Source organism: Streptomyces sp. NPDC047028, from assembly GCF_040644095.1.
Lineage (GTDB): Bacteria > Actinomycetota > Actinomycetes > Streptomycetales > Streptomycetaceae > Streptomyces.
Window position 1 is genome coordinate 1 of sequence record NZ_JBEYVS010000065.1, and the last position, 22,463, is coordinate 22,463.

Annotated in this window: 20 protein-coding genes; 16 read left to right on the forward strand and 4 right to left on the reverse strand. The window is 73.2% G+C overall.

Going from position 1 to position 22,463, the window contains the following annotated elements; genetic code table 11:
• Positions 1 to 99: 99 nt before the first annotated feature.
• From ABZ854_RS34245 to ABZ854_RS34265, 5 genes are all read left to right on the forward strand, one after another.
• The gene (locus ABZ854_RS34245) at positions 100 to 1,293 is read left to right on the forward strand and encodes a DUF4185 domain-containing protein (RefSeq protein WP_361219088.1); all 1,194 of its coding nucleotides are present in this window, start codon (positions 100 to 102) and stop codon (positions 1,291 to 1,293) included.
• Positions 1,294 to 1,452: 159 nt separating this feature from the next.
• Positions 1,453 to 2,685, forward strand: a complete 1,233-nt coding sequence (locus ABZ854_RS34250) for a serine hydrolase domain-containing protein (RefSeq protein WP_361219091.1) — start codon at positions 1,453 to 1,455, stop codon at positions 2,683 to 2,685.
• A gap of 343 nt (positions 2,686 to 3,028) precedes the next feature.
• Positions 3,029 to 3,274 carry a hypothetical protein gene (locus ABZ854_RS34255; protein ID WP_361219094.1) on the forward strand — a complete coding sequence of 82 codons (246 nt, stop codon included), beginning with the start codon at positions 3,029 to 3,031 and terminating at the stop codon, positions 3,272 to 3,274.
• Entirely contained in the window at positions 3,275 to 5,380 is a 2,106-nt protein-coding gene (gene malQ, locus ABZ854_RS34260; protein ID WP_361219097.1) for a 4-alpha-glucanotransferase, read from the forward strand.
• A 106-nt stretch (positions 5,381 to 5,486) separates the two neighbouring features.
• Complete coding sequence (locus ABZ854_RS34265) at positions 5,487 to 5,768, forward strand: hypothetical protein (protein WP_129309161.1); 282 nt, start codon at positions 5,487 to 5,489, stop codon at positions 5,766 to 5,768.
• A 110-nt stretch (positions 5,769 to 5,878) separates the two neighbouring features.
• Here the strand turns inward: ABZ854_RS34265 and ABZ854_RS34270 are convergent, their stop codons facing one another.
• A complete protein-coding gene (locus ABZ854_RS34270; RefSeq protein ID WP_361219100.1) occupies positions 5,879 to 6,463 on the reverse strand; it encodes a TetR family transcriptional regulator in 585 nt (194 codons plus the stop codon).
• A 214-nt stretch (positions 6,464 to 6,677) separates the two neighbouring features.
• Here ABZ854_RS34270 and ABZ854_RS34275 point away from each other — a divergent pair, with 214 nt between their 5' ends.
• Complete coding sequence (locus ABZ854_RS34275; protein ID WP_361219103.1) at positions 6,678 to 8,150, forward strand: FAD-dependent monooxygenase; 1,473 nt, start codon at positions 6,678 to 6,680, stop codon at positions 8,148 to 8,150.
• 12 nt (positions 8,151 to 8,162) lie between these two features.
• Here ABZ854_RS34275 and ABZ854_RS34280 read toward each other — a convergent pair whose 3' ends face one another.
• Positions 8,163 to 8,669 carry a MarR family transcriptional regulator gene (locus ABZ854_RS34280; RefSeq protein WP_361219106.1) on the reverse strand — a complete coding sequence of 169 codons (507 nt, stop codon included), beginning with the start codon at positions 8,667 to 8,669 and terminating at the stop codon, positions 8,163 to 8,165.
• A 267-nt stretch (positions 8,670 to 8,936) separates the two neighbouring features.
• Between ABZ854_RS34280 and ABZ854_RS34285 the strand changes: the two genes are divergently transcribed.
• The 3 genes from ABZ854_RS34285 to pepN all read left to right on the forward strand — a co-directional run bounded on the left by ABZ854_RS34285 (position 8,937) and on the right by pepN (position 13,627).
• Positions 8,937 to 9,833 (forward strand): DMT family transporter, encoded by an 897-nt coding sequence (locus tag ABZ854_RS34285; protein WP_361219152.1) that lies wholly within the window; start codon positions 8,937 to 8,939, stop codon positions 9,831 to 9,833.
• A gap of 9 nt (positions 9,834 to 9,842) precedes the next feature.
• A complete protein-coding gene (locus ABZ854_RS34290) occupies positions 9,843 to 10,748 on the forward strand; it encodes a LysR family transcriptional regulator (RefSeq protein ID WP_361219109.1) in 906 nt (301 codons plus the stop codon).
• Between the two features lie 305 nt (positions 10,749 to 11,053).
• Positions 11,054 to 13,627, forward strand: coding sequence for an aminopeptidase N (pepN, locus tag ABZ854_RS34295; RefSeq protein WP_361219112.1), 2,574 nt, complete (start codon positions 11,054 to 11,056; stop codon positions 13,625 to 13,627).
• A gap of 127 nt (positions 13,628 to 13,754) precedes the next feature.
• Here the strand turns inward: pepN and ABZ854_RS34300 are convergent, their stop codons facing one another.
• Entirely contained in the window at positions 13,755 to 14,777 is a 1,023-nt protein-coding gene (locus tag ABZ854_RS34300; protein ID WP_361219115.1) for an aspartate-semialdehyde dehydrogenase, read from the reverse strand.
• A gap of 416 nt (positions 14,778 to 15,193) precedes the next feature.
• Here ABZ854_RS34300 and ABZ854_RS34305 point away from each other — a divergent pair, with 416 nt between their 5' ends.
• Positions 15,194 to 15,670 carry a sigma-70 family RNA polymerase sigma factor gene (locus ABZ854_RS34305; protein ID WP_361219155.1) on the forward strand — a complete coding sequence of 159 codons (477 nt, stop codon included), beginning with the start codon at positions 15,194 to 15,196 and terminating at the stop codon, positions 15,668 to 15,670.
• Between the two features lies 1 nt (position 15,671).
• Entirely contained in the window at positions 15,672 to 16,547 is an 876-nt protein-coding gene (locus ABZ854_RS34310) for a hypothetical protein (RefSeq protein ID WP_361219118.1), read from the forward strand.
• Positions 16,548 to 16,592: 45 nt separating this feature from the next.
• Here ABZ854_RS34310 and ABZ854_RS34315 read toward each other — a convergent pair whose 3' ends face one another.
• Complete coding sequence (locus ABZ854_RS34315; RefSeq protein WP_361219120.1) at positions 16,593 to 17,135, reverse strand: CGNR zinc finger domain-containing protein; 543 nt, start codon at positions 17,133 to 17,135, stop codon at positions 16,593 to 16,595.
• 120 nt (positions 17,136 to 17,255) lie between these two features.
• Here ABZ854_RS34315 and ABZ854_RS34320 point away from each other — a divergent pair, with 120 nt between their 5' ends.
• The 5 genes from ABZ854_RS34320 (at position 17,256) to ABZ854_RS34340 (ending at position 22,463) form a co-directional block, all read left to right on the forward strand.
• Positions 17,256 to 17,711, forward strand: coding sequence for a VOC family protein (locus ABZ854_RS34320; RefSeq protein ID WP_361219123.1), 456 nt, complete (start codon positions 17,256 to 17,258; stop codon positions 17,709 to 17,711).
• Between the two features lie 2 nt (positions 17,712 to 17,713).
• Positions 17,714 to 18,601 carry a pyridoxamine 5'-phosphate oxidase family protein gene (locus ABZ854_RS34325; RefSeq protein WP_361219126.1) on the forward strand — a complete coding sequence of 296 codons (888 nt, stop codon included), beginning with the start codon at positions 17,714 to 17,716 and terminating at the stop codon, positions 18,599 to 18,601.
• 10 nt (positions 18,602 to 18,611) lie between these two features.
• Entirely contained in the window at positions 18,612 to 19,079 is a 468-nt protein-coding gene (locus tag ABZ854_RS34330) for an NUDIX hydrolase (RefSeq protein WP_361219129.1), read from the forward strand.
• A 341-nt stretch (positions 19,080 to 19,420) separates the two neighbouring features.
• Positions 19,421 to 21,199 carry a TIGR03767 family metallophosphoesterase gene (locus tag ABZ854_RS34335; RefSeq protein WP_361219132.1) on the forward strand — a complete coding sequence of 593 codons (1,779 nt, stop codon included), beginning with the start codon at positions 19,421 to 19,423 and terminating at the stop codon, positions 21,197 to 21,199.
• 112 nt (positions 21,200 to 21,311) lie between these two features.
• Complete coding sequence (locus ABZ854_RS34340; RefSeq protein ID WP_361219135.1) at positions 21,312 to 22,463, forward strand: serine hydrolase domain-containing protein; 1,152 nt, start codon at positions 21,312 to 21,314, stop codon at positions 22,461 to 22,463.

A 22,463-nucleotide genomic window follows, 5' to 3' on the forward strand; every position in this document is an offset into this window, starting at 1 on the left:
CCCGGAGAACCGGGCGGCCACTCCTTCGAAGCCACTGATGGCAAGGACCCATAAGCCACACCCGGCCCTCCCGGGCCGCCTAACAACTTACGGAGACCCATGTCCACCTCACCCCGGCTGCCCCGTGGCATCACACGCCGGTCGCTGCTCCGCTCCGGATCCGGTCTCGCCCTGGGTGCCGGTCTCGCCGTAGGCGCGGGCGTGGCCGGTGCGACGCCCGCCGCCGCGACCAACGGCGTGGGCCAGACCGGCGCCCCCCTGTGCCAGCAGCCCGGCGACTCGGCGAGCCGGGTCGGGCTGGGCAGCGGCGACCTGGCCATCCCGTACTACCGGGAGCACGACAACACCTGGGGCTACGTGTTCGGCGACTCGTTCGACACCGGCAACGGCTACCTCGGCTCCCCGGTGATGCTGAACCAGGCGTCCTACGACCCCTCCGGATCGCCCATCTCCTTCACGTGGGCGATGCCCGACGGCCAGGCCAGGCAGCTGTTCGACTACGCGCACAACGCCGACAACGGCTACGGCACCGAGAGCACCCGCATCCCCAACGACTGCATCGAGTTCGGCGGCCGTACCTATCTTCAGTACACCTCCGTGGTGCACGGCATCGGCGGTGACCCGCTGCCCGCCGGGGAGGACGGCTCGCTGATGTCGGGCGTCGCCTACTCCGACGACCACGGGCGGACCTGGACCGACTACCCGTACCACTGGGCAGGCCAGTACCAGGGCGTGAACCAGTCGATGTACGGGATGTGGTCCTTCGCCGGCATCGACCCGGACGGCTGGCTGTACATCTTCTCCAAGCGCTGGAACGGCACCCACAAGAACACCGCCGACCAGGGGGCGATCCAGCTGTTCCGGATCAACCCCGGCGACTTCCGCGCCGGCGACTTCGGCGCCCAGCAGAACTGGGCCTACAACGGCGGCTGGTACTGGGCGACCGACGGCACCCCGCCCGCCTCGCTGTTCGGACCCGGCAACAACATCGGCGAGTTCTCCGTCAAGCGGATCGGCGACCGGTACTGCATGAGCTACTTCGACGTCACCGACGGCTCGATCAGCACCCGCAGTGCCTCCCGGCCCGACGCCCCCTGGTCGGCGCCGACCCCGCGGATCGTCGGCAGCGACACCTGGCCGCCCGCCCACTGGGGCCGCCCCCAGGTGGAGAACCTGTACGGCGGCTACATCCACCCCGGGAGCGCCGGCCCGAACTCCCTGACCCTGATCGTCTCCCAGTGGACCGCCCAAGGCGCCTACCGCGTCCTGCAGTTCGACGGCATCGCCTCCTGATGGAACCGGGCGAGGGCCGGACCGGCCGGTCCCGTGGCTCCGAATGGCTCCGAACGAGTGGACTCGCCGGTTCGCTTATCAGAAGAGAGCTTTTTCGGCGAGTCGCCGGTGGTGATGTGGCCGTCCGAGTCGTGACCGTGACTGGAAGAGGCGCCCGACATGCGACGTACCCCTCCCCGCAGGCTGCTCGCCGCGACCGCCTTCGTGGCGTCCCTCGCCGTCCCGGCGGCCACGGCCTCCGCCACCTCCGCCCCCGCCCCCCGGGCCACGGCCGTCACCACCACGACATCCGTGACCGCCGTCCGGGGCGGCAACGACGACTGCCGTACGGGCAGGCTCAGCCCCGAGGTGAGCGGCCGGCTGGACAAGACGATCGCGGAGGTCCGCAAGCAGGCGGCCATCCCCGGTGTCGTCGTCGGACTGTGGCTGCCGGGCAAGGGCTGCTACGTGCGCGCGACGGGTGTCGCCGACACCGCCACCGGCAGGCCGATGACCACCCGCCCCTACGTCCGGATCGGCAGCGAGACGAAGACCTTCACGGTCACCGCGCTGCTCGAACTCGTCGACCAGCACCGGATCGGGCTGGACGACCCGATCTCCCGTTACGTGCGCGGTGTGCCGAACGGCCGCCACATCACGCTGCGCCGGCTCGCCGAGATGCGCAGCGGACTGTTCCCGTACAGCGCCGACCCGGACTTCGTCCACGACCTGCTGAGCGACCCCGAGCGCTACTTCACTCCGCGACAACTGCTCGCGTACGCCTTCAAGCACGACAACACCTTCGCGCCGGGTGCGCAGTTCCAGTACTCCAACACCAACCTGATCCTGCTCGGCCTGGCGATCGAGAAGGTCACCGGACAGCAGCTCGCCGAGGTCATCCACACCCGCGTGCTCCGGCCGGCCCGCCTGAACCACACGCTGTTCCCGCACGGTCCCGAGTTCCCCGAGCCGCATCCGCGGGGCTACACCGACCAGACGCTGACCGGCGCGGTCGCCGACGCCACAGACTGGAACCCCAGCTGGGCCTGGGCGGCCGGCGCGATGATCTCCAACCTGCACGACCTGCGCCGCTGGGCGAAGATCGTCGCCACCGGCGAACTCCTCAGCCCCCGGACCCAGGCGCAGCGCCTCAAGACCCTCCCGACCGGCTTCCCCGGCACCAGCTACGGCCTCGGCATCTTCAACGCCAACGGCTGGATCGGGCACAACGGCTCCCTCCCGGGCTACGAGACGGTGACCATGTACCTGCCCTCCCAGAAGGCCACCATGGTCATCATGATCAACACGGACTCCACCAGTCAGGGACAGGAGCCCTCCACCCTCCTCGCCCGCGCGATCACCGGCATCATCACCCCGGACAACGTCTACGACGGCGCCGTCGCCTCCCGCTGAGCACCCACCTCCCGCTGAGCACCCACCTCCCGCTGAGCACCCACCTCCCGAGGGGCCCCGTCATCCACGGGGCCCCTCGGCACGCGCCCCGCACCCGACGTACAGCGCGACCCCCACCGCGAACGCCGTCGCCGCCGGTAACAGCGCCGGCGCAACGCGCTCAGCATGCCCCCAGTGCACCCCCCTCACGACCCCTTGACATCCCCGGAGCCCGCCCGTAGGGCACCCGTGCTCCCCGAGCGAGTGAGAGTGCCCTCGCCGAGACGGGGTAGGCCTGCCGTAACCACCGGAAACCAACCACCGGAAACCGCAGCACGCGATGACCTACCCACAAGGAGCCACCGTGGCCGTGTCGACCCGCCTCCCGATCCCCGCCCCCTCCAAACCCGTGGCGGAGCCGTCCGCCTTCATCGAGGTACGGGGAGTGTGCGTCTTCAGCGCGGAGAGCGCCCACGCCGAGGCCCCGCTCACCAGCGAGCCGCCGCTGCCCGACGCCGAGCCCCTGACCAGCGAGCCGCCGCTCGCCGAAGCCACCCCGCTGACCAGCGAGTCCGACCCCGTCCCGGACTTCTACGGCCCGGCGCTGTAGATGGCCGAAGCCCTCTCCGAAGCCCTCGACGGGGATCTCACCCGGCTCGCCGCCCTGCACGGCGTCGCCACCTCCTACAGCCCCTCCCCGGACCGCACGGTCACCGTGTCCGCCTCCGCCGTGGTCGCCGCCCTGGCCGCCCTCGGTGTCGAAGCGGCCACCCCGGACGCCGTACGCGCCGCGCTCGCCGAACGGGAGCGCGAGCTGCGCGAACGGCTGCTGCCGCCGACGATCGTCCGCTGGACCGGCGCCGAGGCGGTCCAGCCGGCCCTGCCCGCCGGCACCCGCCTGCGCGTGGAGACCGAGGACGGCGAGGTGTGGGAAGGCACCGGAGACCTCCCCGAGGCGCTGCCGGAGGGCGTCCACCGGGTGAGTGCCACCGTGCCCGACGGGCGGACCGGTCACGCCCACCTCGTCGTCGCCCCCGACCGGCTGCCGGCCCCCGCCGGACGGTCGTACGGCCTCCTCGTCCAGCTGTACTCCCTGCTCTCCCGCCGCTCCTGGGGCATGGGCGACCTCACCGACCTCGCGGAGCTCGCCGGCTGGGCCGGACGCACCGCCGGCGCCGGGTTCGTGCAGGTCAACCCGCTGCACGCGGCCGTCCCCGGGGAGCCCACCGACCCCTCCCCGTACCGGCCGTCGTCCCGCCGCTTCCCCGACCCCGTGCATCTGCGCGTCGAGGAGATCCCCGAGTACGCGTACGTCGAGGACCGCGCCCGGCTCGGCACGCTGCTGGAGCGGGCCGAGCGGCTGCGCGCCGACGTCCTCGACAAGGGCGCCCTCATCGACCGCGACGCGGTGTGGGAGGTGAAGCGCGAGGCCCTGGAACTGGTCCTCCGGGTGCCGCTCGGACCGGGCCGCCAGGCCGCCTACGACGACTTCCGCGCCGCCCACGGCCAGGCCCTGGAGGACCACGCCACCTGGTGCGCCCTCGCCGAGACCCACGGCTCCGACTGGCACCGCTGGCCCGGCGGACTGCGCGACCCCCGCTCCGCCGACACCGCCCGCGCCCGCGACACCCTCGCCGAGCGCGTCGCCTTCCACTCCCGCCTCGCCTGGCTCACCGACGGCCAGCTCCGTGCCGCCCAGCGCGCGGCGAAGGAGGCTGGGATGGCCGTCGGGATCGTGCACGACCTGGCCGTCGGCGTGCACCCGGCCGGCGCCGACGCCTGGGCCCAGCAGGACCACTTCGCCGCCGGCATGTCGGTCGGCGCCCCGCCCGACGCCTTCAACGCCCGCGGCCAGGACTGGGGCCTGCCGCCCTGGCGCCCCGACCGGCTCGCCGCCTCCGGTCACGCCCCCTACCGCCACCTCCTGCGCGCCCTCTTCCGCTACGCCGGCGCCCTGCGCATCGACCACGTCATGGGCCTGTTCCGCCTCTGGTGGGTCCCCACGGGCAGCGCCCCCACCGGGGGCACCTACGTCCGCTACGACGCCGACGCCATGCTCGCCCTCCTCGCCCTGGAGGCCTCCCGCGCCGGGGCGGTGGTGATCGGCGAGGACCTGGGCACCGTCGAACCGGGCGTACGCGAGACCCTCCAGCGGCGCGGCGTGCTCGGCACCTCCGTGCTCTGGTTCGAGCGCGACTGGACCGGCGACGGCCGCCCCCTGCCCCCCGAACGCTGGCGCGCCGACTGCCTGGCCACCGCCACCACCCACGACCTGCCGCCCACCGCCGCCCGGCTCACCGGCGAACACGTCGACCTGCGCGACAGCCTCGGCCTGCTCACCCGCGCGGCCGCCGAGGAACGCGCCGAGGCCGCCGCCGACACCGCCGAATGGCTCGCCCTGCTGGGCAGCCTCGGCCTGCTCGACAGCCCGGCCGCCGGACCGCCCGGCTCCGACGAGGAGGCCGAGATCCAGGGCGTCCACCGCTTCCTGCTCCGCACCCCGGCCCGCATGATCGGCGTCTGGCTCCCGGACGGCGTCGGCGACCGCCGCCCGCAGAACCTGCCGGGCACCTGGGACCAGTACCCCAACTGGCGCCTGCCGGTCGCCGACGCCGACGGCCGCCCGGTGGCGCTGGAGGACCTCACGGCATCGCCACGCCTGCGGGCCCTGCTGGAGGTCTGCCGACGGGCCGCAGGGGGTGCGGGGGGTGCGTGAAGCGGCGCACGAGGTGTGCCGCGCCCAGGGGCCGCGGACCCGAGCGCGGCCCCGCTACACCACCCCGGGCGCGCGGCCGTTCCGGGCGTTCGCTAACTTGGGGACCGTGGACAAGAAGAACGCCCTGCGCGCCGGCGCCCTGGCCGCCGGTACGACGCTGATGATGCTGCTCATGTCGTCCCCTGCCCTCGCGCTGACCCGCGACGACGGTGACGACCCCGGCCCGGGTCTGAGCGCCATCCAGACCGTGGGCCTCTACGTGCTGATCCCGCTGGGCCTGTTCGTGGTGATCGCTGGCCTGGTCATGGTGCTGGACAAGTCCCACCGCAAGGCGGACACGACCTCGTCCAACATCAACGTCAAGGGCGACGCCCAGGCCAAGGCCTGAGCCCACCCCGTCTCCGCCGCCGAGGGCGCCCGTCCTCCGGTCCGTACGCGCGCACGCCGCCGTAGGGGCCGGACGAGACCGGCGCCCTCGGCGTTTCACTCCCGCGCGGCTCAGGGACTCGGCGCGGTCAGATACCGCTGCACGGTCGGCCCCACCCACGCCACGATCTCCTGCGGATGCAGCGCCACCGTCGGCGGCAGCCGCAGCACGTACCGGGTGAGCGCGAGTCCGAGGAGCTGTGCGGCACACAGGGCGGCCCGCACCGGGACCTGCTCCGGGTCGGGGCACGCCTGCCGGGCCACGGGGAGCAACTGGTCCCGGAAGATCTGCTGCATCCGCTCGGCCCCGGCCTGATTGGTGACCCCGACCCGCAGGACGGCCGTCAGCTCCTCGTTCTCCTCCCACATGCCGAGGAAGTGCGTCACCAGCGCCCGGCCGAACTCGTCGCGGGGTACGGCGCCCAGGTCCGGCATCCGCAGGTCGAGCTGTACGGCGGCCGCGAAGAGGCCCTCCTTGCTGCCGTAGTAGCGCATCACCATGGACGGGTCGATGCGCGCGTCCTTGGCGATGGCGCGGATGGTGGCCCGCTCGTACCCGTCGGAGGCGAAACGCTCGCGGGCGGCGGCGAGGATCGCGGTACGGGTCGCGTCGCTGCGGCGGGGCGGGGCGTTCTTCGTGTTGCCGATGCCGGTCATGCCAACGAGCGTAGGCCAACAGGTGTGGGTCAACAAGTGTGGGCCAACACTTGTGGGTTAACGGGCGCGTGCCAACGGGTGTATGCCAACGCGTGTGGGTCAACAAGCGTATGCCAACAGGTGTTGACACCGCCCCCGCCTCGGTTCTAAGGTTGCCAACAAGCGTTGACCAACAATCGTTGGCCCACAAGTGTTGGCGCCCCAGGAGGCCTCCATGACCGGCACCACTGGCACCACCGGTACCTCGACCATCACCCCCCGCGTCATCGTCACCGGCTCCGGCCCCACCGGCCTCCTCCTCGCCGGTGACCTCGCTACCGCCGGTGTCCCGGTCACCCTCCTGGAAAAGCGCCCCCGCAAGATCAGCAACCTCTCCCGCGCCTTCGTCCTGCACGCCCGCACCCTCGAACAGCTCGACGCCCGCGGCCTCGCCGACGACCTGGAGGCGGTCGGCCAGCCCCTGCAGCAGCTCCGCCTCTTCGGCCGGCTCACGGTGGACCTCGCCGCGCTCCCCTCCCGTTTCAACCACCTCCTCGTCCTCCCGCAGTACGAGGTCGAGAAGGTGCTGCTGCGGCGCGCGGCCGAGGCCGGGGTCGACTTCCGGCACGAGACCGAGCTGACCGGCCTGACCCAGGACGCGGACGGGGTGACGGTAGTGGTCCGCGGGCCGGAGGGCCGTACCGAGGAGCTGCGGGCGGCGTACGTCGTCGGCGCGGACGGGATGCGCAGCGCGGTGCGGGAGGCCGTCGGGCAGCCGTTCCCCGGCAAGTCGGTCATCCGGTCCGTCGTCCTCGCCGACGTCAAGCTCGCCGAGGAGCCCCCCACCCTCCTCACCGTCAACGCCGTCGGTGACGCCTTCGCCTTCCTCGCGCCCTTCGGGGACGGCTACTACCGGGTGATCGGCTGGCACCGCGGCCGCAACGTGCCCGACCACGAGCCGCTGGACCTGGCGGAGGTCAAGGAGATCACCCGTCTCGCGCTCGGCCGCGACTTCGGGATGCACGACGCCCGCTGGATGTCCCGCTTCCACAGCGACGAGCGGCAGGCGCCCGCCTACCGGGTCGGCCGGGTCTTCCTCGCCGGGGACGCCGCCCACGTGCACACCCCGGCCGGCGGGCAGGGCATGAACACCGGCCTTCAGGACGCGGCGAACCTGAGCTGGAAGCTGGCCGCCGTCGTCACCGGCCACGCGGACCCGGAACTGCTCGACAGCTACCAGGGCGAACGGCACCCCGTCGGCAAGGCGGTGCTGCGCAGCAGCGGCGGGATCGTCCGGCTCGCCATGGCCAAGCGCCCCTGGACCCTGGCGGCCCGCGCCGCCCTCACCACCGTCCTGAACGCCGTCGGCCCGGCCCGCCGCCAGGTAGCGGCGCAGGTCACCGGCCTCGGCTACGCGTACGCCGCACCGAAGGGCGCCCACCGCCTCACCGGCACCCGGGTTCCGGACGTGCCCCTCGCCGACGGCCGCCGCCTCTACGAGGCGCTGCGTGGCGGCCGCTTCGTCCTGATCACCCCGGAACCGTACGAGGGAGGGCCCGCGGACCGACTGGCCGTGGCCCGCTGGGCGAGCGACCGCCGTACGACCGTCCTGGTGCGCCCTGACGGACACGTGGCCTGGGCCGCCGACTCCGCGGACCGCTCCTCCGTCGAGGCGACCCTCGCCCGGCACCTCGGGCCCGGCGCCTGAGACCAAGGGCGGCTACCCGGCCGTCGAGCGCAGCAACTCCCGCAGCAGGCCGGCCAACTGGCCGGCCTGCTCGGCGTCGAGGGAGGCCAGGGCGGCGGTCTGCTCGGCGAGACCCGCGCCGACCGCCTCGTCGACGAGCCGCAGACCCTCCTCGGTGAGCGTCACCTGGAGGGCGCGACGGTCGTGTGGATCGGGGGAACGGCGCAGCAGACCCGCCCGCTCCAGCTTGTCGAGGCGACCGGTCATGCCGCCCGTGGTGAGCATGAGGGCCGCCGACAACCGGCGGGGCGAGAGGGCGTGGGGCTCGTCGGAGCGGCGCAGGGTGGCGAGGACGTCGAACTCGCCGCGGGAGATGCCGTAGCGCTCGTACGCCTTCTCCAGGCGGTCGCCCATCGCGCGCGCCAGCAGGAAGACGCGGCCGAAGACCTCCATCGCCGTGGTGTCGAGGCCGGGCCGTACGGCGGCCCACCGGCCCACGATGTCGTCCACGGCGTCGGCGTCGTCCTTGCGCTGCTGCATGGGCCGAGTATCCGAGGTCGCCGCCGGACGAGGTCAAGCGTGCGGCGATGCCGTGCTCCAGTCGATTGTTCAGTTTCTTTGAACGGAATGATCGAAAAGATTCGATGGACCTGATGGTTCGCCGCTGCGACGGTGGGGGCACGCCCCCGAGAGGAAAGGACCCACGTGCCCGCAGGCCCGAACGCGACCACCACCTCCCCCCGTACCCCCGCCCCCTTCCTCCCGGCCCCCCGCCGGACCACCACCGCCCCCCTCGCCGGTCTCGCCCTGGCCGCCCTCGCCACCCTGGTCTGGTCCGGCAGCTTCGTCACCTCGCGCGCCCTGCACGACAGCGTCCCGCCCGTCCAGCAGGCCTTCTGGCGCTGGCTGATCGCACTCGCCGCCGTCGCCCCCTTCGGCGCCTCGCGGGCCTGGCGGCAGCGGCACCTGATCCGGCGGCACTCCGGCTACGTGCTGCTCGCCTCCCTCCTCGGTGTGGCCCTCTACAACACCCTCGTGAACCAGGCCGCGCTGACCACACCGGCCGCCACCATGGGCGTGGTCATGGCCGCGTCGCCGGTCCTCATGGCGTTGTTCGAGCGGCTGGGCGGCGCACGGCTCGGCGCACGCCGCACCGCCGGGCTGCTGGCCGCCGGCGCGGGGGTCGCGCTGCTGGTCTGCGGGGGAAGCGGCGGAAGCGGGGGAAGCGGCGGAGCCGGGGTGGGCTTCGGCGCCGGTGGCCTGTGGATGCTCGCGGCCACCTGCTGCTTCGCCGGATACAGCGCGCTGCTCCGCCGCAGGCCCGCCGGCCTCGGCGGTACGGCCTTCCTGTTCACCACGTTCCTCACCGGGACCGTCCTGCTGCTGCCGGCCCAGGCCGTCAGCGTGGCCGTCCAGGGCGGCTTCCGGCCGGTCCCCGGCACCGTCCTGCCCCTGCTCTACGTCGGAGTGGCCTCCTCCGCGGTGGCCTTCTTCGCCTGGAACAAGGCGGTCGCCGTGATCGGCGCGAGCCGCGCGGGCGTCGTCTACTACCTCCAGCCGGTGTGTGTGGCCCTGCTGTCCTGGGCCCTCCTCGGCGAGACCACCGGCCGCGCGGCCCTGCCGGCGATGGCGCTCGTCCTGGGCGGGGTTGTCGTGGGCGCGGGCCCCGGGCGCGGAAGCCGGTCCGGGAGCCGGGTCCGGTAGCGTGCCGCCATGGCCGAGTGGGACCTGAGGAAGCTGCGGATCCTGCACACCCTGCGGGAACGCGGCACCGTCACCGCCACGGCCGAGGCCCTCCACATGACGCCCTCCGCCGTCTCCCAGCAGCTCACCAACCTCGCCCGGCAGCTCGGCGTGCCCCTGCTGGAGGCCCAGGGCCGCCGGGTGCGGCTCACCGACGCGGCCCGGCTTGTGCTCCGCCACGCGGACGCGGTCTTCGAACAGGTGGAGCGCGCCGACGCGGCGCTGGCCGCATACCGGGACGGGGAGGCCGGCGAGGTGCGCGTCGGCGCCTTCTCCACGGCGGTGCCCGCCCTCGTCGTACCGGCCGTGCGGGCGCTGCGCACCACCCACCCGGCGGTGACCGTCCACGTCCGTGAGGCGGAGGCCGCCGAGGCCTACGACCTGCTGGCCGCCGGCGAGGTGGACCTCGCCCTCTCGCTGGCCGCCGAGGCGCCGAGCGCGGCCGACGCCCGCTTCAGCCGCGTGCCGCTCCTCGCCGACCCGCTCGACGCGGCCCTGCCCCCCGGCCATCCGCTGGCCGCCACCGCCGGGCTCCGCCTCACCGACCTGGCCGCCGAACCGTGGATCTTCGGCGGCAGCGGCCCCTGGGCCGACATCACCCGCCGGGCCTGCGAGGCCGCCGGCTTCACCCCGCACCAGGGCCACTCGGCCTCCGGATGGACCGCGATCCTGGCGATGGTGGAGGCCGGGATGGGGGTCGCCCTCGTTCCACGGATGGCCGTCGGCCGCCGCGACGGGGTCGTGATGCGCGAGCTGACCGCGGACCGCCCGGTACGGCACGTGCTGGCGGCCGTCCGCAGAGGAGCGGAGTCGGGCGCGGCGGTCGGCACCGTACTGCACGCCCTGCGGACGGCGGTCGACCGGCGGCAGCCGTGACACCCCCGGCACCCCGGGCCCACCCGTCTCCCTTGACACCGTCCGCCCCCGAGGTTCCCATGGAGAGGCCCGACACCATTGCGCGGAACGGGAGTTGACATGCCGACGAAGATCGTGATCCGCCCGCTGGACAAGAAGGAGACCACCGGGGACAGCAACGCCAACGGCACCTGACCGGTGATCCGTGCCGGGTGCCGGTGCCCCGTGCCTGGTCAGTGCGGACGGGCCACCGCACCCGGGCATCGCCGTCTCCTCGGGTCGCATGGAAGGATGGCGCAACCGACACATGACGAGGAGATGACCGCGTGCCTGGCACAAACCTGACTCGCGAAGAGGCTCAGCAGCGGGCGCAGCTGCTCACCGTTGACTCGTACGAGATCGAACTCGACCTCTCCGGGGCGCAGGACGGCGGCACCTACCGGTCCGTGACCACGGTGCGCTTCGACGTCGCCGAAACCGGTGGCGACAGCTTCATCGACCTGGTGGCGCCCGCCGTCCACGAGGTCACCCTCAACGGGGACGCGCTCGACCCCGCGGAGGTCTTCCAGGACTCCCGGATCGCCCTGGCGGGTCTGCTGCCGGGCCGCAACGTGCTGCGGGTCGTCGCCGACTGCGCCTACACGAACACCGGCGAAGGCCTGCACCGCTTCGTCGACCCGGTCGACGAGCAGGCGTACCTGTACACCCAGTTCGAGGTGCCGGACGCCCGCCGCGTCTTCGCCTCCTTCGAGCAGCCCGACCTGAAGGCCACCTTCCGGTTCACCGTGACGGCCCCCGAGGGCTGGACGGTGATCTCGAACTCGCCGACGCCCGAGCCCACGGACAACGTGTGGGCGTTCGAGCCGACACCGCGCATGTCGACGTACGTCACCGCGCTGATCGTCGGCCCGTACCACAGCGTGCACAGCGTGTACGAGAAGGACGGGCAGAGCGTGCCGCTCGGCATCTACTGCCGGCCCTCGCTCGCCGAGTTCCTGGACGCGGACGCGCTCTTCGACGTCACCCGGCAGGGCTTCGACTGGTTCCAGGAGAAGTTCGACTACGCGTACCCGTTCAAGAAGTACGACCAGCTGTTCGTGCCCGAGTTCAACGCGGGCGCCATGGAGAACGCGGGCGCGGTCACCATCCGCGACCAGTACGTCTTCCGGTCCAAGGTGACCGACGCGGCGTACGAGGTGCGGGCGGCCACCGTGCTGCACGAGCTGGCCCACATGTGGTTCGGCGACCTGGTCACCATGGAGTGGTGGAACGACCTGTGGCTGAACGAGTCGTTCGCCACGTACGCCGAGGTCGCCTGCCAGGCCGCCGCGCCCGGCTCGAAGTGGCCGCACTCGTGGACCACGTTCGCCAACCAGATGAAGACCTGGGCCTACCGCCAGGACCAGCTGCCGTCCACGCACCCGATCATGGCCGAGATCAACGACCTGGACGACGTGCTGGTCAACTTCGACGGCATCACCTACGCCAAGGGCGCCAGCGTGCTCAAGCAGCTCGTGGCGTACGTCGGCGAGGACGAGTTCTTCCAGGGCGTGCAGGCCTACTTCAAGCGGCACGCGTACGGCAACACGCGTCTGTCCGACCTGCTGGGCGCCCTGGAGGAGACCTCCGGCCGCGACCTGAAGACCTGGTCGAAGAAGTGGCTGGAGACCGCCGGCATCAACATCCTCCGCCCGGAGATCGTCACCGGCGCCGACGGCACCATCACCACCTTCGCCGTCCGCCAGGAGGCCCCGGCCCTGCCCGCCGGCGCCAAGGGCGAGCCGATCCTGCGCCCGCACCGGATCGCCGTCGGCCTCTACGACCTCGACGAGGCGTCCGGCAAGCTCGTGCGCACCGAGCGGATCGAGCTGGACGTCGACGGCGAGCTGACCGCCGTACCGCAGCTGGCCGGCAGGCGCCGTCCCGCGGTGATCCTGCTCAACGACGACGACCTGTCGTACGCCAAGGTCCGCCTGGACGAGCAGTCCCTCGCGGTGGTCACCGAGCACCTCGGCGACTTCGAGTCCTCGCTGCCCCGCGCCCTGTGCTGGGCCTCCGCGTGGGACATGACCCGCGACGGCGAGCTGGCCACCCGCGACTACCTGTCGCTGGTGCTGTCCGGCGTCGGCAAGGAGTCCGACATCGGCGTCGTGCAGTCGCTGCACCGGCAGGTCAAGCTGGCCGTCGACCTGTACGCCGACCCCGCCGCCCGCGAGGCCCTGCTCACCCGCTGGACCGACGCCACGCTGGCCCATCTGCGGGCGGCGGCACCGGGCAGCGACCACCAGCTGGCCTGGGCGCGGGCGTTCGCGGCGACCGCGCGGACCCCGGAGCAGCTGGACCTGCTGGACGCCCTGCTGGAGGGCACCCAGACCGTCGAGGGCCTGGTCGTCGACACCGAGCTGCGCTGGGCGTTCGTCCAGCGGCTCGCCGCGGTCGGCCGGTTCGACGAGGCGGAGATCGCCGGCGAGTACGAGCGCGACAAGACCGCCGCCGGCGAGCGGCACGCCGCGACCGCCCGCGCGGCCCGGCCGACGGCCGAGGCCAAGGCGGAGGCGTGGGCCTCGGTCGTGGAGTCCGACAAGCTGCCGAACGCCGTGCAGGAGGCGGTCATCGCGGGCTTCGTCCAGACCGACCAGCGTGAGCTGCTCGCGCCGTACGCGGACACCTACTTCGAGGTGCTGAAGGAGGTCTGGGACTCCCGCTCGCACGAGATCGCCCAGCAGATCGCCGTCGGCCTCTACCCGTCGGTCCAGGTCACCCAGGAGACCCTGGCCAGGACCGACACCTGGCTGGCCGCGGCCGAGCCGGGCGCGGCCCTGCGCCGCCTGGTCTCGGAGTCCCGCGCGGGCGTCGAGCGGGCGCTGAGGGCCCAGGCGGTGGACGCGGCGGCCGAGTAGGTCCCACCGGTGGCACGCGGGGGCCCGGCCACGTGCCGGACCCCCGCACCGGACGCGCGAAGGGGCGGTCACGTGAACACGTGACCGCCCCTTCGACCGTGCCGTGCCATGCCGTGGCGGGCCGGGATTACTTCTTCGAGGACAGCTCCGCCGCCACCAGCTCCGCGACCTGCACCGCGTTCAGGGCCGCGCCCTTGCGGAGGTTGTCGTTGGAGATGAACAGCGCGAGGCCGTTGTCCGCCGTCTCGTCACGGCGGATGCGGCCGACGTACGCCGGGTCCTGACCGGCCGCCTGCAGCGGGGTCGGGATGTCGGAGAGGGCCACACCGGGGGCCGCCGCGAGCAGCTCCGTGGCGCGCTCCGGGGAGATCGGGCGCGCGAAACGGGCGTTGACCTGCAGCGAGTGACCGGAGAACACGGGGACCCGCACACAGGTGCCGGAGACCTTCAGAGCGGGGATCTCCAGGATCTTGCGGGACTCGTGGCGCAGCTTCTGCTCCTCGTCGGTCTCGTTCAGACCGTCGTCCACGATCGAACCCGCCAGCGGCAGCACGTTGAAGGCGATCGTGCGCTTGTAGACCCCCGGCTCGGGGAAGTCCACCGCCGCCCCGTCGTGGGTCAGCTTGTCCGCGTCGGCGGCCACCTTCTGCACCTGCCCGTGCAGCTCGGCGACGCCCGCGAGGCCCGAGCCGGACACCGCCTGGTAGGTGGCGACGATCAGCGCTTCGAGGCCCGCCTCCTCGTGCAGCACCTTCAGGGCCGGCATCGCGGCCATCGTGGTGCAGTTCGGGTTGGCGATGATGCCCTTGGGGCGGTCGGTGATCGCGTGCGGGTTCACCTCGGAGACGACGAGGGGCACCTCGGGGTCCCGGCGCCACGCCGAGGAGTTGTCGATCACGACGGCGCCCTGCGAGGCCACCTTCTCGGCCAGTGCACGGGAGGTCGCGCCGCCTGCGGAGAACAGGACGATGTCCAGGCCGGTGTAGTCGGCCGTCGAGGCGTCCTCCACCGTCACGCCGTCCAGGATCGTCCCCGCCGAGCGGGCCGAGGCGAACAGGCGCAGCTCGCTGACGGGGAAGTTCCGCTCCGCCAGGATCCTGCGCATGACCGTGCCGACCTGTCCGGTGGCTCCGACGATTCCGACCCTCACGGCGTCTCCCTCTGTATCTCTCGTGCTGCGTGCCTTCGCATGACCGGGGCTTTTCCATGATGCGGCCGACCCCGGTCCACCTGTCCAATCCTTTGCCGGGTCTGCCCGGAAAGTGGGACACGACCAAGCGGCGTACGGTTCCGGAACTCCGTCGTACACCGCGCTGAGCTGCAGATGTTCCCTCGGCGGCGGCCTCCCGCCGGAAGCTGTGCTGTGCCCGTCCCTGCCCCGCCGTGCCCACGTCACACAACGGTGTGACGTACGCCTCTCCGGGTTCTGGACGCCGGGCCGAACGTTTCCGCGTGCTCGCGCGTCGTAGGGGCGGATGCGGGAGGGGGGGGCGTGTGCTGCGCGGAGGGGCGCGCCGTGGTGCTCAGGCGTACGACGCCGGTGCGGACCGGGCCGGCGGGGATCCACTGGACGCGGCGCAGGAACGCCGGGTGCGGGCGGTGCTCGCGCTCGGCGGCGTGCCGCAGGCGGACCTGCCGGACGGGGTGCAGCAGGTCCGCCTGCGGTTGCTGGAGCGGGCCGCGGGCGGGCGGGAGGCGCCGCGGGACGTGTCGGCGTGGGCGGCGGTGGTCGCCTCCAACCTCGCCATGGACTGGCACCGGGCCAAGCGGCGCCAGGAACGTCTGGGGGAGCGGCTGGCCTCGTTGCGGGAGCCCGCGCACCCCTCCGGGGAGGAGACCAGCGTGCTGTCCCTCGCCGTGGCCCAGGGGCTGGACGAACTCCCCGACGCCCAGCGGCAGGTGCTGGTCCTGCGCTTCTTCGCCGACCTGCCGGTGCGCACGATCGCCGAGGAACTCGGCGTTCCCGAGGGCACGGTCAAGAGCCGGCTGCACACGGCGGTCCGGGCGCTGCGCGACCGGCTGCACGAGGACGAGGTGGTGTGAGATGGCCGCCCGAGACGGGGGCGTGGAGCCGCGCGAGTACGACGGCCCGGACGACGCCCTGATGGCCGCGATCACCGGCGATCCCCTGCCCGAGGCAGTGGACGCCCACCCCGACGAGACCTTCCGCTCCGCCCACCACGCCGCCGAGACCGACCTCGCGGTGCTGCGGCAGCAGCTCACGTGGATCGCGGAAACCCTGACGGGGGAGGCCCTGAGGGAGGAGCCGCAGGACGGCGGGGCGCGCGACGGGGTGCCGGAGGCGCCATCCGCGCGGGCCGTGCCGCCGGCGAAGTCCGTGCGGCGGGAACGGGGCACTGGGCGTCGGCCGGCGGCGCCGTCGCGACCCGGTCGGCCCTCCGGTGCCCGGCGTGTCCTGCGGGTCGCCCTCGGGTCGGTTGCCGGGGCCGCTGCCGTGGGCCTGCTCGCCGGGCTGGGGTGGCTCGCCGCGCAGGGCGGAGGCGGGGGAACGGCCGACGGGGCCGACGCCAAGAGCGACTCGGCCGCGCGGGGCGGTGCGAACGGTGACGGAGCGGCGCCGGACGGCAAGGGCGTCGACCTCGCCTGCGCCCGGCTGGTCGTCGAGGGCAGCGTGGTCCGGGTGGAGCCGGGAGCGGACGGGGCGGACCGGGTCTCGGTGCGCGTCGGACACCGGTACCGGCCCGCGCACGGGCCGGCCGAGGTCTCCTTCCTCCTCGACGCCGGGGCGGACCCCGCGCCGCGCCGGGGGCAGCACGTCCTGGTGTCCGTCCCCCGGGGCACCGACCACGCGAGCGTGTGGGCGGTGGGGGACAGCCGCGTCGCCGCCGACCGGGCCTGGATCGCCGATGCGCTGTCCGGTCCCGAACAGGCGTCCGGGCAGGCCGGCTGCCCGTCCTGAGACACCTGAGGCGCACCCCCTGTCCACCGGCCCACCCCGCTCCGCTCAGCCCTCCCTCGAGCGGGCGTAGTGGCGGGAGGCCTTCGCGCGGTTGCCGCACGCCGCCATCGAGCACCAGCGGCGGGTGCCGTTGCGGGACGTGTCGAAGAAGTGCAGGACACAGCTCTCGTGGGCGCACCGGCGGATCCGGTCCGGCGCCTGGGCCAGCAGGTCCAGGTAGTTGCGGGCGGCCAGCCAGGCCGGCCCCCAGGCCGGGTCGGTGAACTCGGGCTCCTCGGCGGGGCCCTCGCCGGTCAGCCGTACCCGCACCCGCCCGTGCGCCAGCACGGCGTCGACCAGCGGGGCCCCCTCCGCGACCGGTCCGTCCACCACCGCGCGCAGCGCCTCGCGCGCCTCCCGCACATGGCGCAGCACGGCCGGATCGGCGGGGTGGGCCGCGTCGAGCCCGTTGCCCGCCAGCCACACCGCCAGTCCGTCGGTGTCGGTGAGCAGGTCCTGGACGACGCCTTCCCTGTTCCAGCGCGTGTTCAGCAGGTCGAGCGCGAGAGGCTCTCCCGTGAGCGGGCGCGGGTCGCGGACGAGGGACATCGGACACTCCTTCTCGGACAACCCCCGGCTAACCACTCAAGGGTAAGTCACTGGTTGACGCCTTCGCATCTAACTGTCTAATCTCATTTATGACGGTTAGACATGCCGAAGGGGAAAGACATGACCTTGCGCACCGGCCACACCGGCCTGAACGTCACCGACCTGGACCGTTCGCTGGCCTTCTACCGGGACGTCCTGGGCTTCACCCTGCTCGCCGAGGGCAAGGAGGACGGCCGCCGCCACGCGTTCCTCGGCGACGGCGACGGCGACAGTGGCGAACCCGTCCTCACGCTCTGGCAGCAGGCGCAGGAGTCGTACGACGGCGACCGCGCCGGACTGCACCACCTGGCCTTCACCGCCGACTCGGTGGAGCGGGTCCGCGCCTACGAGACGGCGCTGCGCGCCGCCGGGGTGCGCTTCGCCCACGAGGGCGTCGTCGCCCACCGGGAGGGCTCCGCCTCCGGCGGGATCTTCTTCCACGACCCGGACGGCACCCGCCTGGAAATCTCCGTCCCGGACGGCGCGGAAGGCGCCCCCGCGCCACACGCCACCGCCCCGACCTGCGGCTTCTTCTAGCCATGGGGGTGTATCACGCCGGCTCGCTGGCCGTGCAGGAACGGGTCGGGGTCCGGGAGCGCGCCGAGCACGTGGGCCGTTCGCTGGGGCAGGGCATCAAACCGGTCGCCGCCGCGTTCCTCGAACTCCAGCCTCTGCTGGTCGTCGGCGCCGCCGACCCGGCCACCGGCAGGGCGTGGGCCTCGCCCCTCGCGGGCTCCCCCGGCTTCGTCCGGGCCACCGGGCCCCGGCAGATGTCCGTCCTCGGTGAGCCGCACCCGGCCGACCCCCTGCACACCGCGCTCACCACCCCGGACACCCCCGTCGGCACCATCGCCGTCGACCCCCGCACCCGGCGCCGTATGCGCCTCAACGGCCGGCTGCGGCCCACGGCGCGCGGTTTCGCGGTCACGGCGGAGCAGGTGTTCTCCAACTGCCCGAAACACATCCAGCGCAGGGAGAGTTACGAGTGGGCGGCCGAGCGCCGGCCGGGAGCGGTCCGGCGACTGCGGCAACTCGACGCGGAGCAGCGGGCGTTCATCGCCTCGGCCGACACCTTCTTCCTCGCCACCGTCCACGGCACCGGCGCCGACGTCAGCCACCGGGGCGGCAACCCCGGTTTCGTGCGGGCCACTTCACCCGTGGACCTGACCTGGCGGGACTACCCCGGCAACGCCATGTTCCTCACCCTGGGCAACCTGAGCACCGACCCGCGCGCGGGACTGCTCCTCCTGGACTGGACGACGGGCGACACCCTGCACCTCAGCGGCGAGGCGCGCACCGAGTTCGGCGACGACGGCGAACGGACCGTCCGCTTCACCCTGACCGAGGCCGTGCACCGGCCCGCCGCCCTGCCCCTGCGCTGGACGGCACCGGAGTATTCACCGGCCAATCCCGACATCGCGCGCTAACGTCCCTGTGATGCGACGGAAGTTGAGGGTGGCGGCCTACGCCGTTTGTGTCCGCGACGGTCAGATACTCCTCGCCCGCTCACCGGCCCCCGACGGCACACCCGAGTGGGTGCTCCCCGGCGGCGGCATGGAGCACGGCGAGGACCCGTACGACACCGTGCGCCGCGAAGTCACCGAGGAGACCGGCTACCGCATCGAGGTGACCGGCCTCCTCGGCATCGACTCCCATCACGTCCCGATCCGGGGCCGCCTCGGTCGCCGCAGCGTCGACCACCACGGCGTGCGGATCGTCTACACCGGCGAGATCACCGGCGGCGACCTCCGCCACGAGGTCAACGGCTCCACCGACTTCGCCGCCTGGCACGACCTGGACGCCGTACCCGGCCTGGCCCGTATCCGCCTCGTCGACACCGCACTCCGCCTGTGGCGCGAACGCCCGCCCTCGGGCAGGGCGACCACGGAACGGCCGGTGTCCTAGAACGGAACGCCCAGCGCCCTGGAACCCCGAGACGAGCACCCTCGACACACACCCGGCGCGAGCGCCGGCACAAGCGCCGAAACAAGCCCGGGCACGAGCCCCGGGAATCGCCCCCTTCCCCCGCGCATGAACGCGGAGTTGCCGGGCCGGGGCCGGCCGAGGTCGGCCCCGTGACCGCGGTCGGCGCCCCGCGCTCCCGTACGGCGATGGGCGTCGACCGTTGCCGTCGCGTTCACGCACGGGTCATCCCCGGTGCCGACCATCCAGAGCGAGCGGGGCGTTCGCGCCAGCGGTGGCCCCGCGACCACTGCCGACGCGTTCGCACCCGGGGAGATCGCGCCATGTCGCGCACACGCTCTGCCGCCGCCTCCGCCCAGGGGGCCCGCCGCCGTACCGTCCTCGCCGCCGCCGGCGCGGTCTCGCTGACCGCGGGCACCGGCTACGCACTCCGCCCGGCCCACGGCCGGACCGCCGCACAGACCGCCGCCCACGCCGAAGGACCCTCGGGCCCCGGCGCCGGGCCCGCTCCGGCAGACCGCGCGGCCGCCAGGAGGACCGGCCCCTCGACCCGGGGAACCACCCTGGAGTCCGTCGCCACCCCCAGTGGCGGCTCCGGCTACCGCCGCCTCGGTGACGGACCCGGCTGGCCCCGGGTCGTGCGCACCGACCTGGCGCACCCCGGGTCCGGCCGCGCGGACCGCCGTACGGCCCTCGCCGCGTTCGTCCAGTTCACCGACCTGCATCTGACGGACGTGCAGCACCCGTTGCGCGCGGAGTTCCTGCGCGCGGCCGACCCGCACGCCTGGCGCCCGCAGGAGGCGCTGACGGTGCCCGGCGCGGTCGCCCTCGTGGAGCGGGTCAACGCGCTGCGCGGCGCCCCGGTCACCGGCGCCCCGCTCCGTTTCGTCATGACCACCGGCGACAACACCGACAACAACGCCCGCACCGAACTCGACTGGTTCATGAAGGTGATGAGCGGCGGCCGGATCACCCCGGACTCCGGGGACCCCCGGCACTACGAGGGCGTGCAGAACAGCGGGCTCCCCCTGTACTGGCAGCCCGGCTCCACCCGCCGCGACCACGACAAGGCGCTCGGCTTCCCGCACCTGACGGGGTTCCTGGCCGCCGCGGTCCGCGAGGTGCGCAGCCCCGGCCTCGCCCTGCCCTGGTACTCCACCGTCGGCAACCACGACAGCCTCCCGCTGGGCTGCTACGGCTCGCACGGGGACCCCTACCTCACCGAGGCGGCCATCGGCGGGAAGAAGCTGATGGACGTCACCGTCTCCGAGGCCAGGAAGCTCCAGGACGCCATCAAGAACGCCACCGACCCGAAGGGCGTCGCCTACCGCGACTTCCTCAAGGCCCACACCCGCTCCCTGCGCCCGGTCACCCCGGACGAGCGGCGCGCCCCGTACACCCGGGACGACTACCTCAAGGCCCACCTCGACCCCGCCCACCAGGGGCACGGCCCGGCAGGGCACGGCTACTCCCCGGCGAACCTGGACGCGGGCACCCAGTACTACGCCTTCCGGATCGCCGACGACGTCATCGGCGTCAGCCTCGACACCACCGACCCGGGCGGTCACTACGAGGGCTCCGTCGGCACCGCCCAGCTGCGCTGGCTGCGTCGGACCCTGGACGAGAACAAGGACTCCTACGCGATCGTCTTCAGCCATCACACGAGCACGTCGATGACCAACACCCGCCCCGACCCGGCCCGCCCGGGCGAGCGGCGGCACGGCGGCGCCGAGGTGGTCTCGGCCCTCGCCACCCATGGCAGGGTGCTGGCCTGGGTGAACGGCCACATCCACCGCAACGTCGTCACCCCGCACCGGACGGCCGGCGGCCGCCCCTTCTGGGAGATCTCCACCGCCTCCCACGTCGACCACCCGCAACTCGCCCGCGTCGTGGAACTGGTGGACAACCGGGACGGCACCCTCTCGCTCCACACCACCCTGATCGAATCCGCCGCCCCGCACCGCGCGGACCACACCGACCTCTCGCAGACCGGCCTGGCCGCCCTCTACCGTGAACTCGCCTGGAACGCGCCCGGCGCCAACCGGACGCTCGCGGGCCGGCCCGCGGACCGGAACACCGAACTCGTGCTGGAGAAAGGCTGATATTCACGCAATGGCCGATATTCGCTCAACCGGCCCGTACCGGCGCAACCCCGGCCGGCCCGCTCAAGTCCCTCCCCGCGACCGCACCGTACAGCTCACTCTGGGGAACGACATGCGCGCACGCACGACACTGGTGGGCACCACCGCCCTGCTCCTCACGGCGGCCCTCGCCGGCCCCGCCGTCGCCGCCGGCCGGGCCGGAACCGTCGCCGAGGACGGCCACTCGGGCACCCGGAAGGCGATCGAGGCGCAGGTCGCGGCCGGGGCCCCCGGTGTGACCGTCACCGCGAAGGACACCCGCGGCACCTGGTCCGCCACGGCCGGCGTCGGCGACCTCCGCACGCACCGGCCGCGCTCCACCGCCGACCGCTACCGGGTCGGCAGCATCACCAAGACCTTCGTCTCCACCGTGCTGCTCCAACTGGAGGCCGAGGGCCGGCTGTCCCTGGACGACACCGTGGAGAAGTGGCTGCCCGGAGTGGTCGACGGCCACGGCCACGACGGCCGCCGGATCACCGTCCGCCAGATCCTCAACCACACCAGCGGCATCTACAACTACACCTCCGACCCCGGCTTCCAGGCCGCCTACTTCGCCAAGGACGGGTTCTTCCGGCACCGCTACGACACCCTCACCCCGGCCCGGCTGGTGGCGATCGCCATGCGGCACGCGCCGGTCTTTGCGCCGGGTGCGAAGTGGGAGTACTCCAACACCAACTACGTCGTGGCCGGCATGATCATCGAGAAGGTGACCGGACACTCCTACGCCACCGAGATCACCCGCCGGATCATCCGCCCGCTGCACCTGCGCGCCACCTCCGTCCCCGGCACCCGGGTCACCGTCCCGCACCCGAGCAGCCGCGCCTATTCCAAGCTCGGGCAGCCGGTGTCCGGCCCGTCGTACGACGTCACCGCCCTGAACCCGTCCCTCGCCTCCTCCGCCGGCGAGATGATCTCCGACTCCGCCGACCTCGACCGCTTCTACAGCGCTCTCCTGCGCGGCCGGCTGCTCCCCGCGAAGCAGCTGAAGGAGATGAAGACCACCGTGAAGATCGACGGCGCCCCGAACGTCCGCTACGGTCTCGGCCTCATGGACCGCACCCTGCCCTGCGGCGTCCACGTCTGGGGCCACGACGGCGGCATCCACGGCTCGGTCTCCGACGCCATGACCACCGCCGACGGCCGCCACTCCCTGGCCTTCAACTTCAACGGCGACTGGGCGGGCGACTCGGACGCGGTGACCGAGGCGGAGTACTGCGCCCGGTGA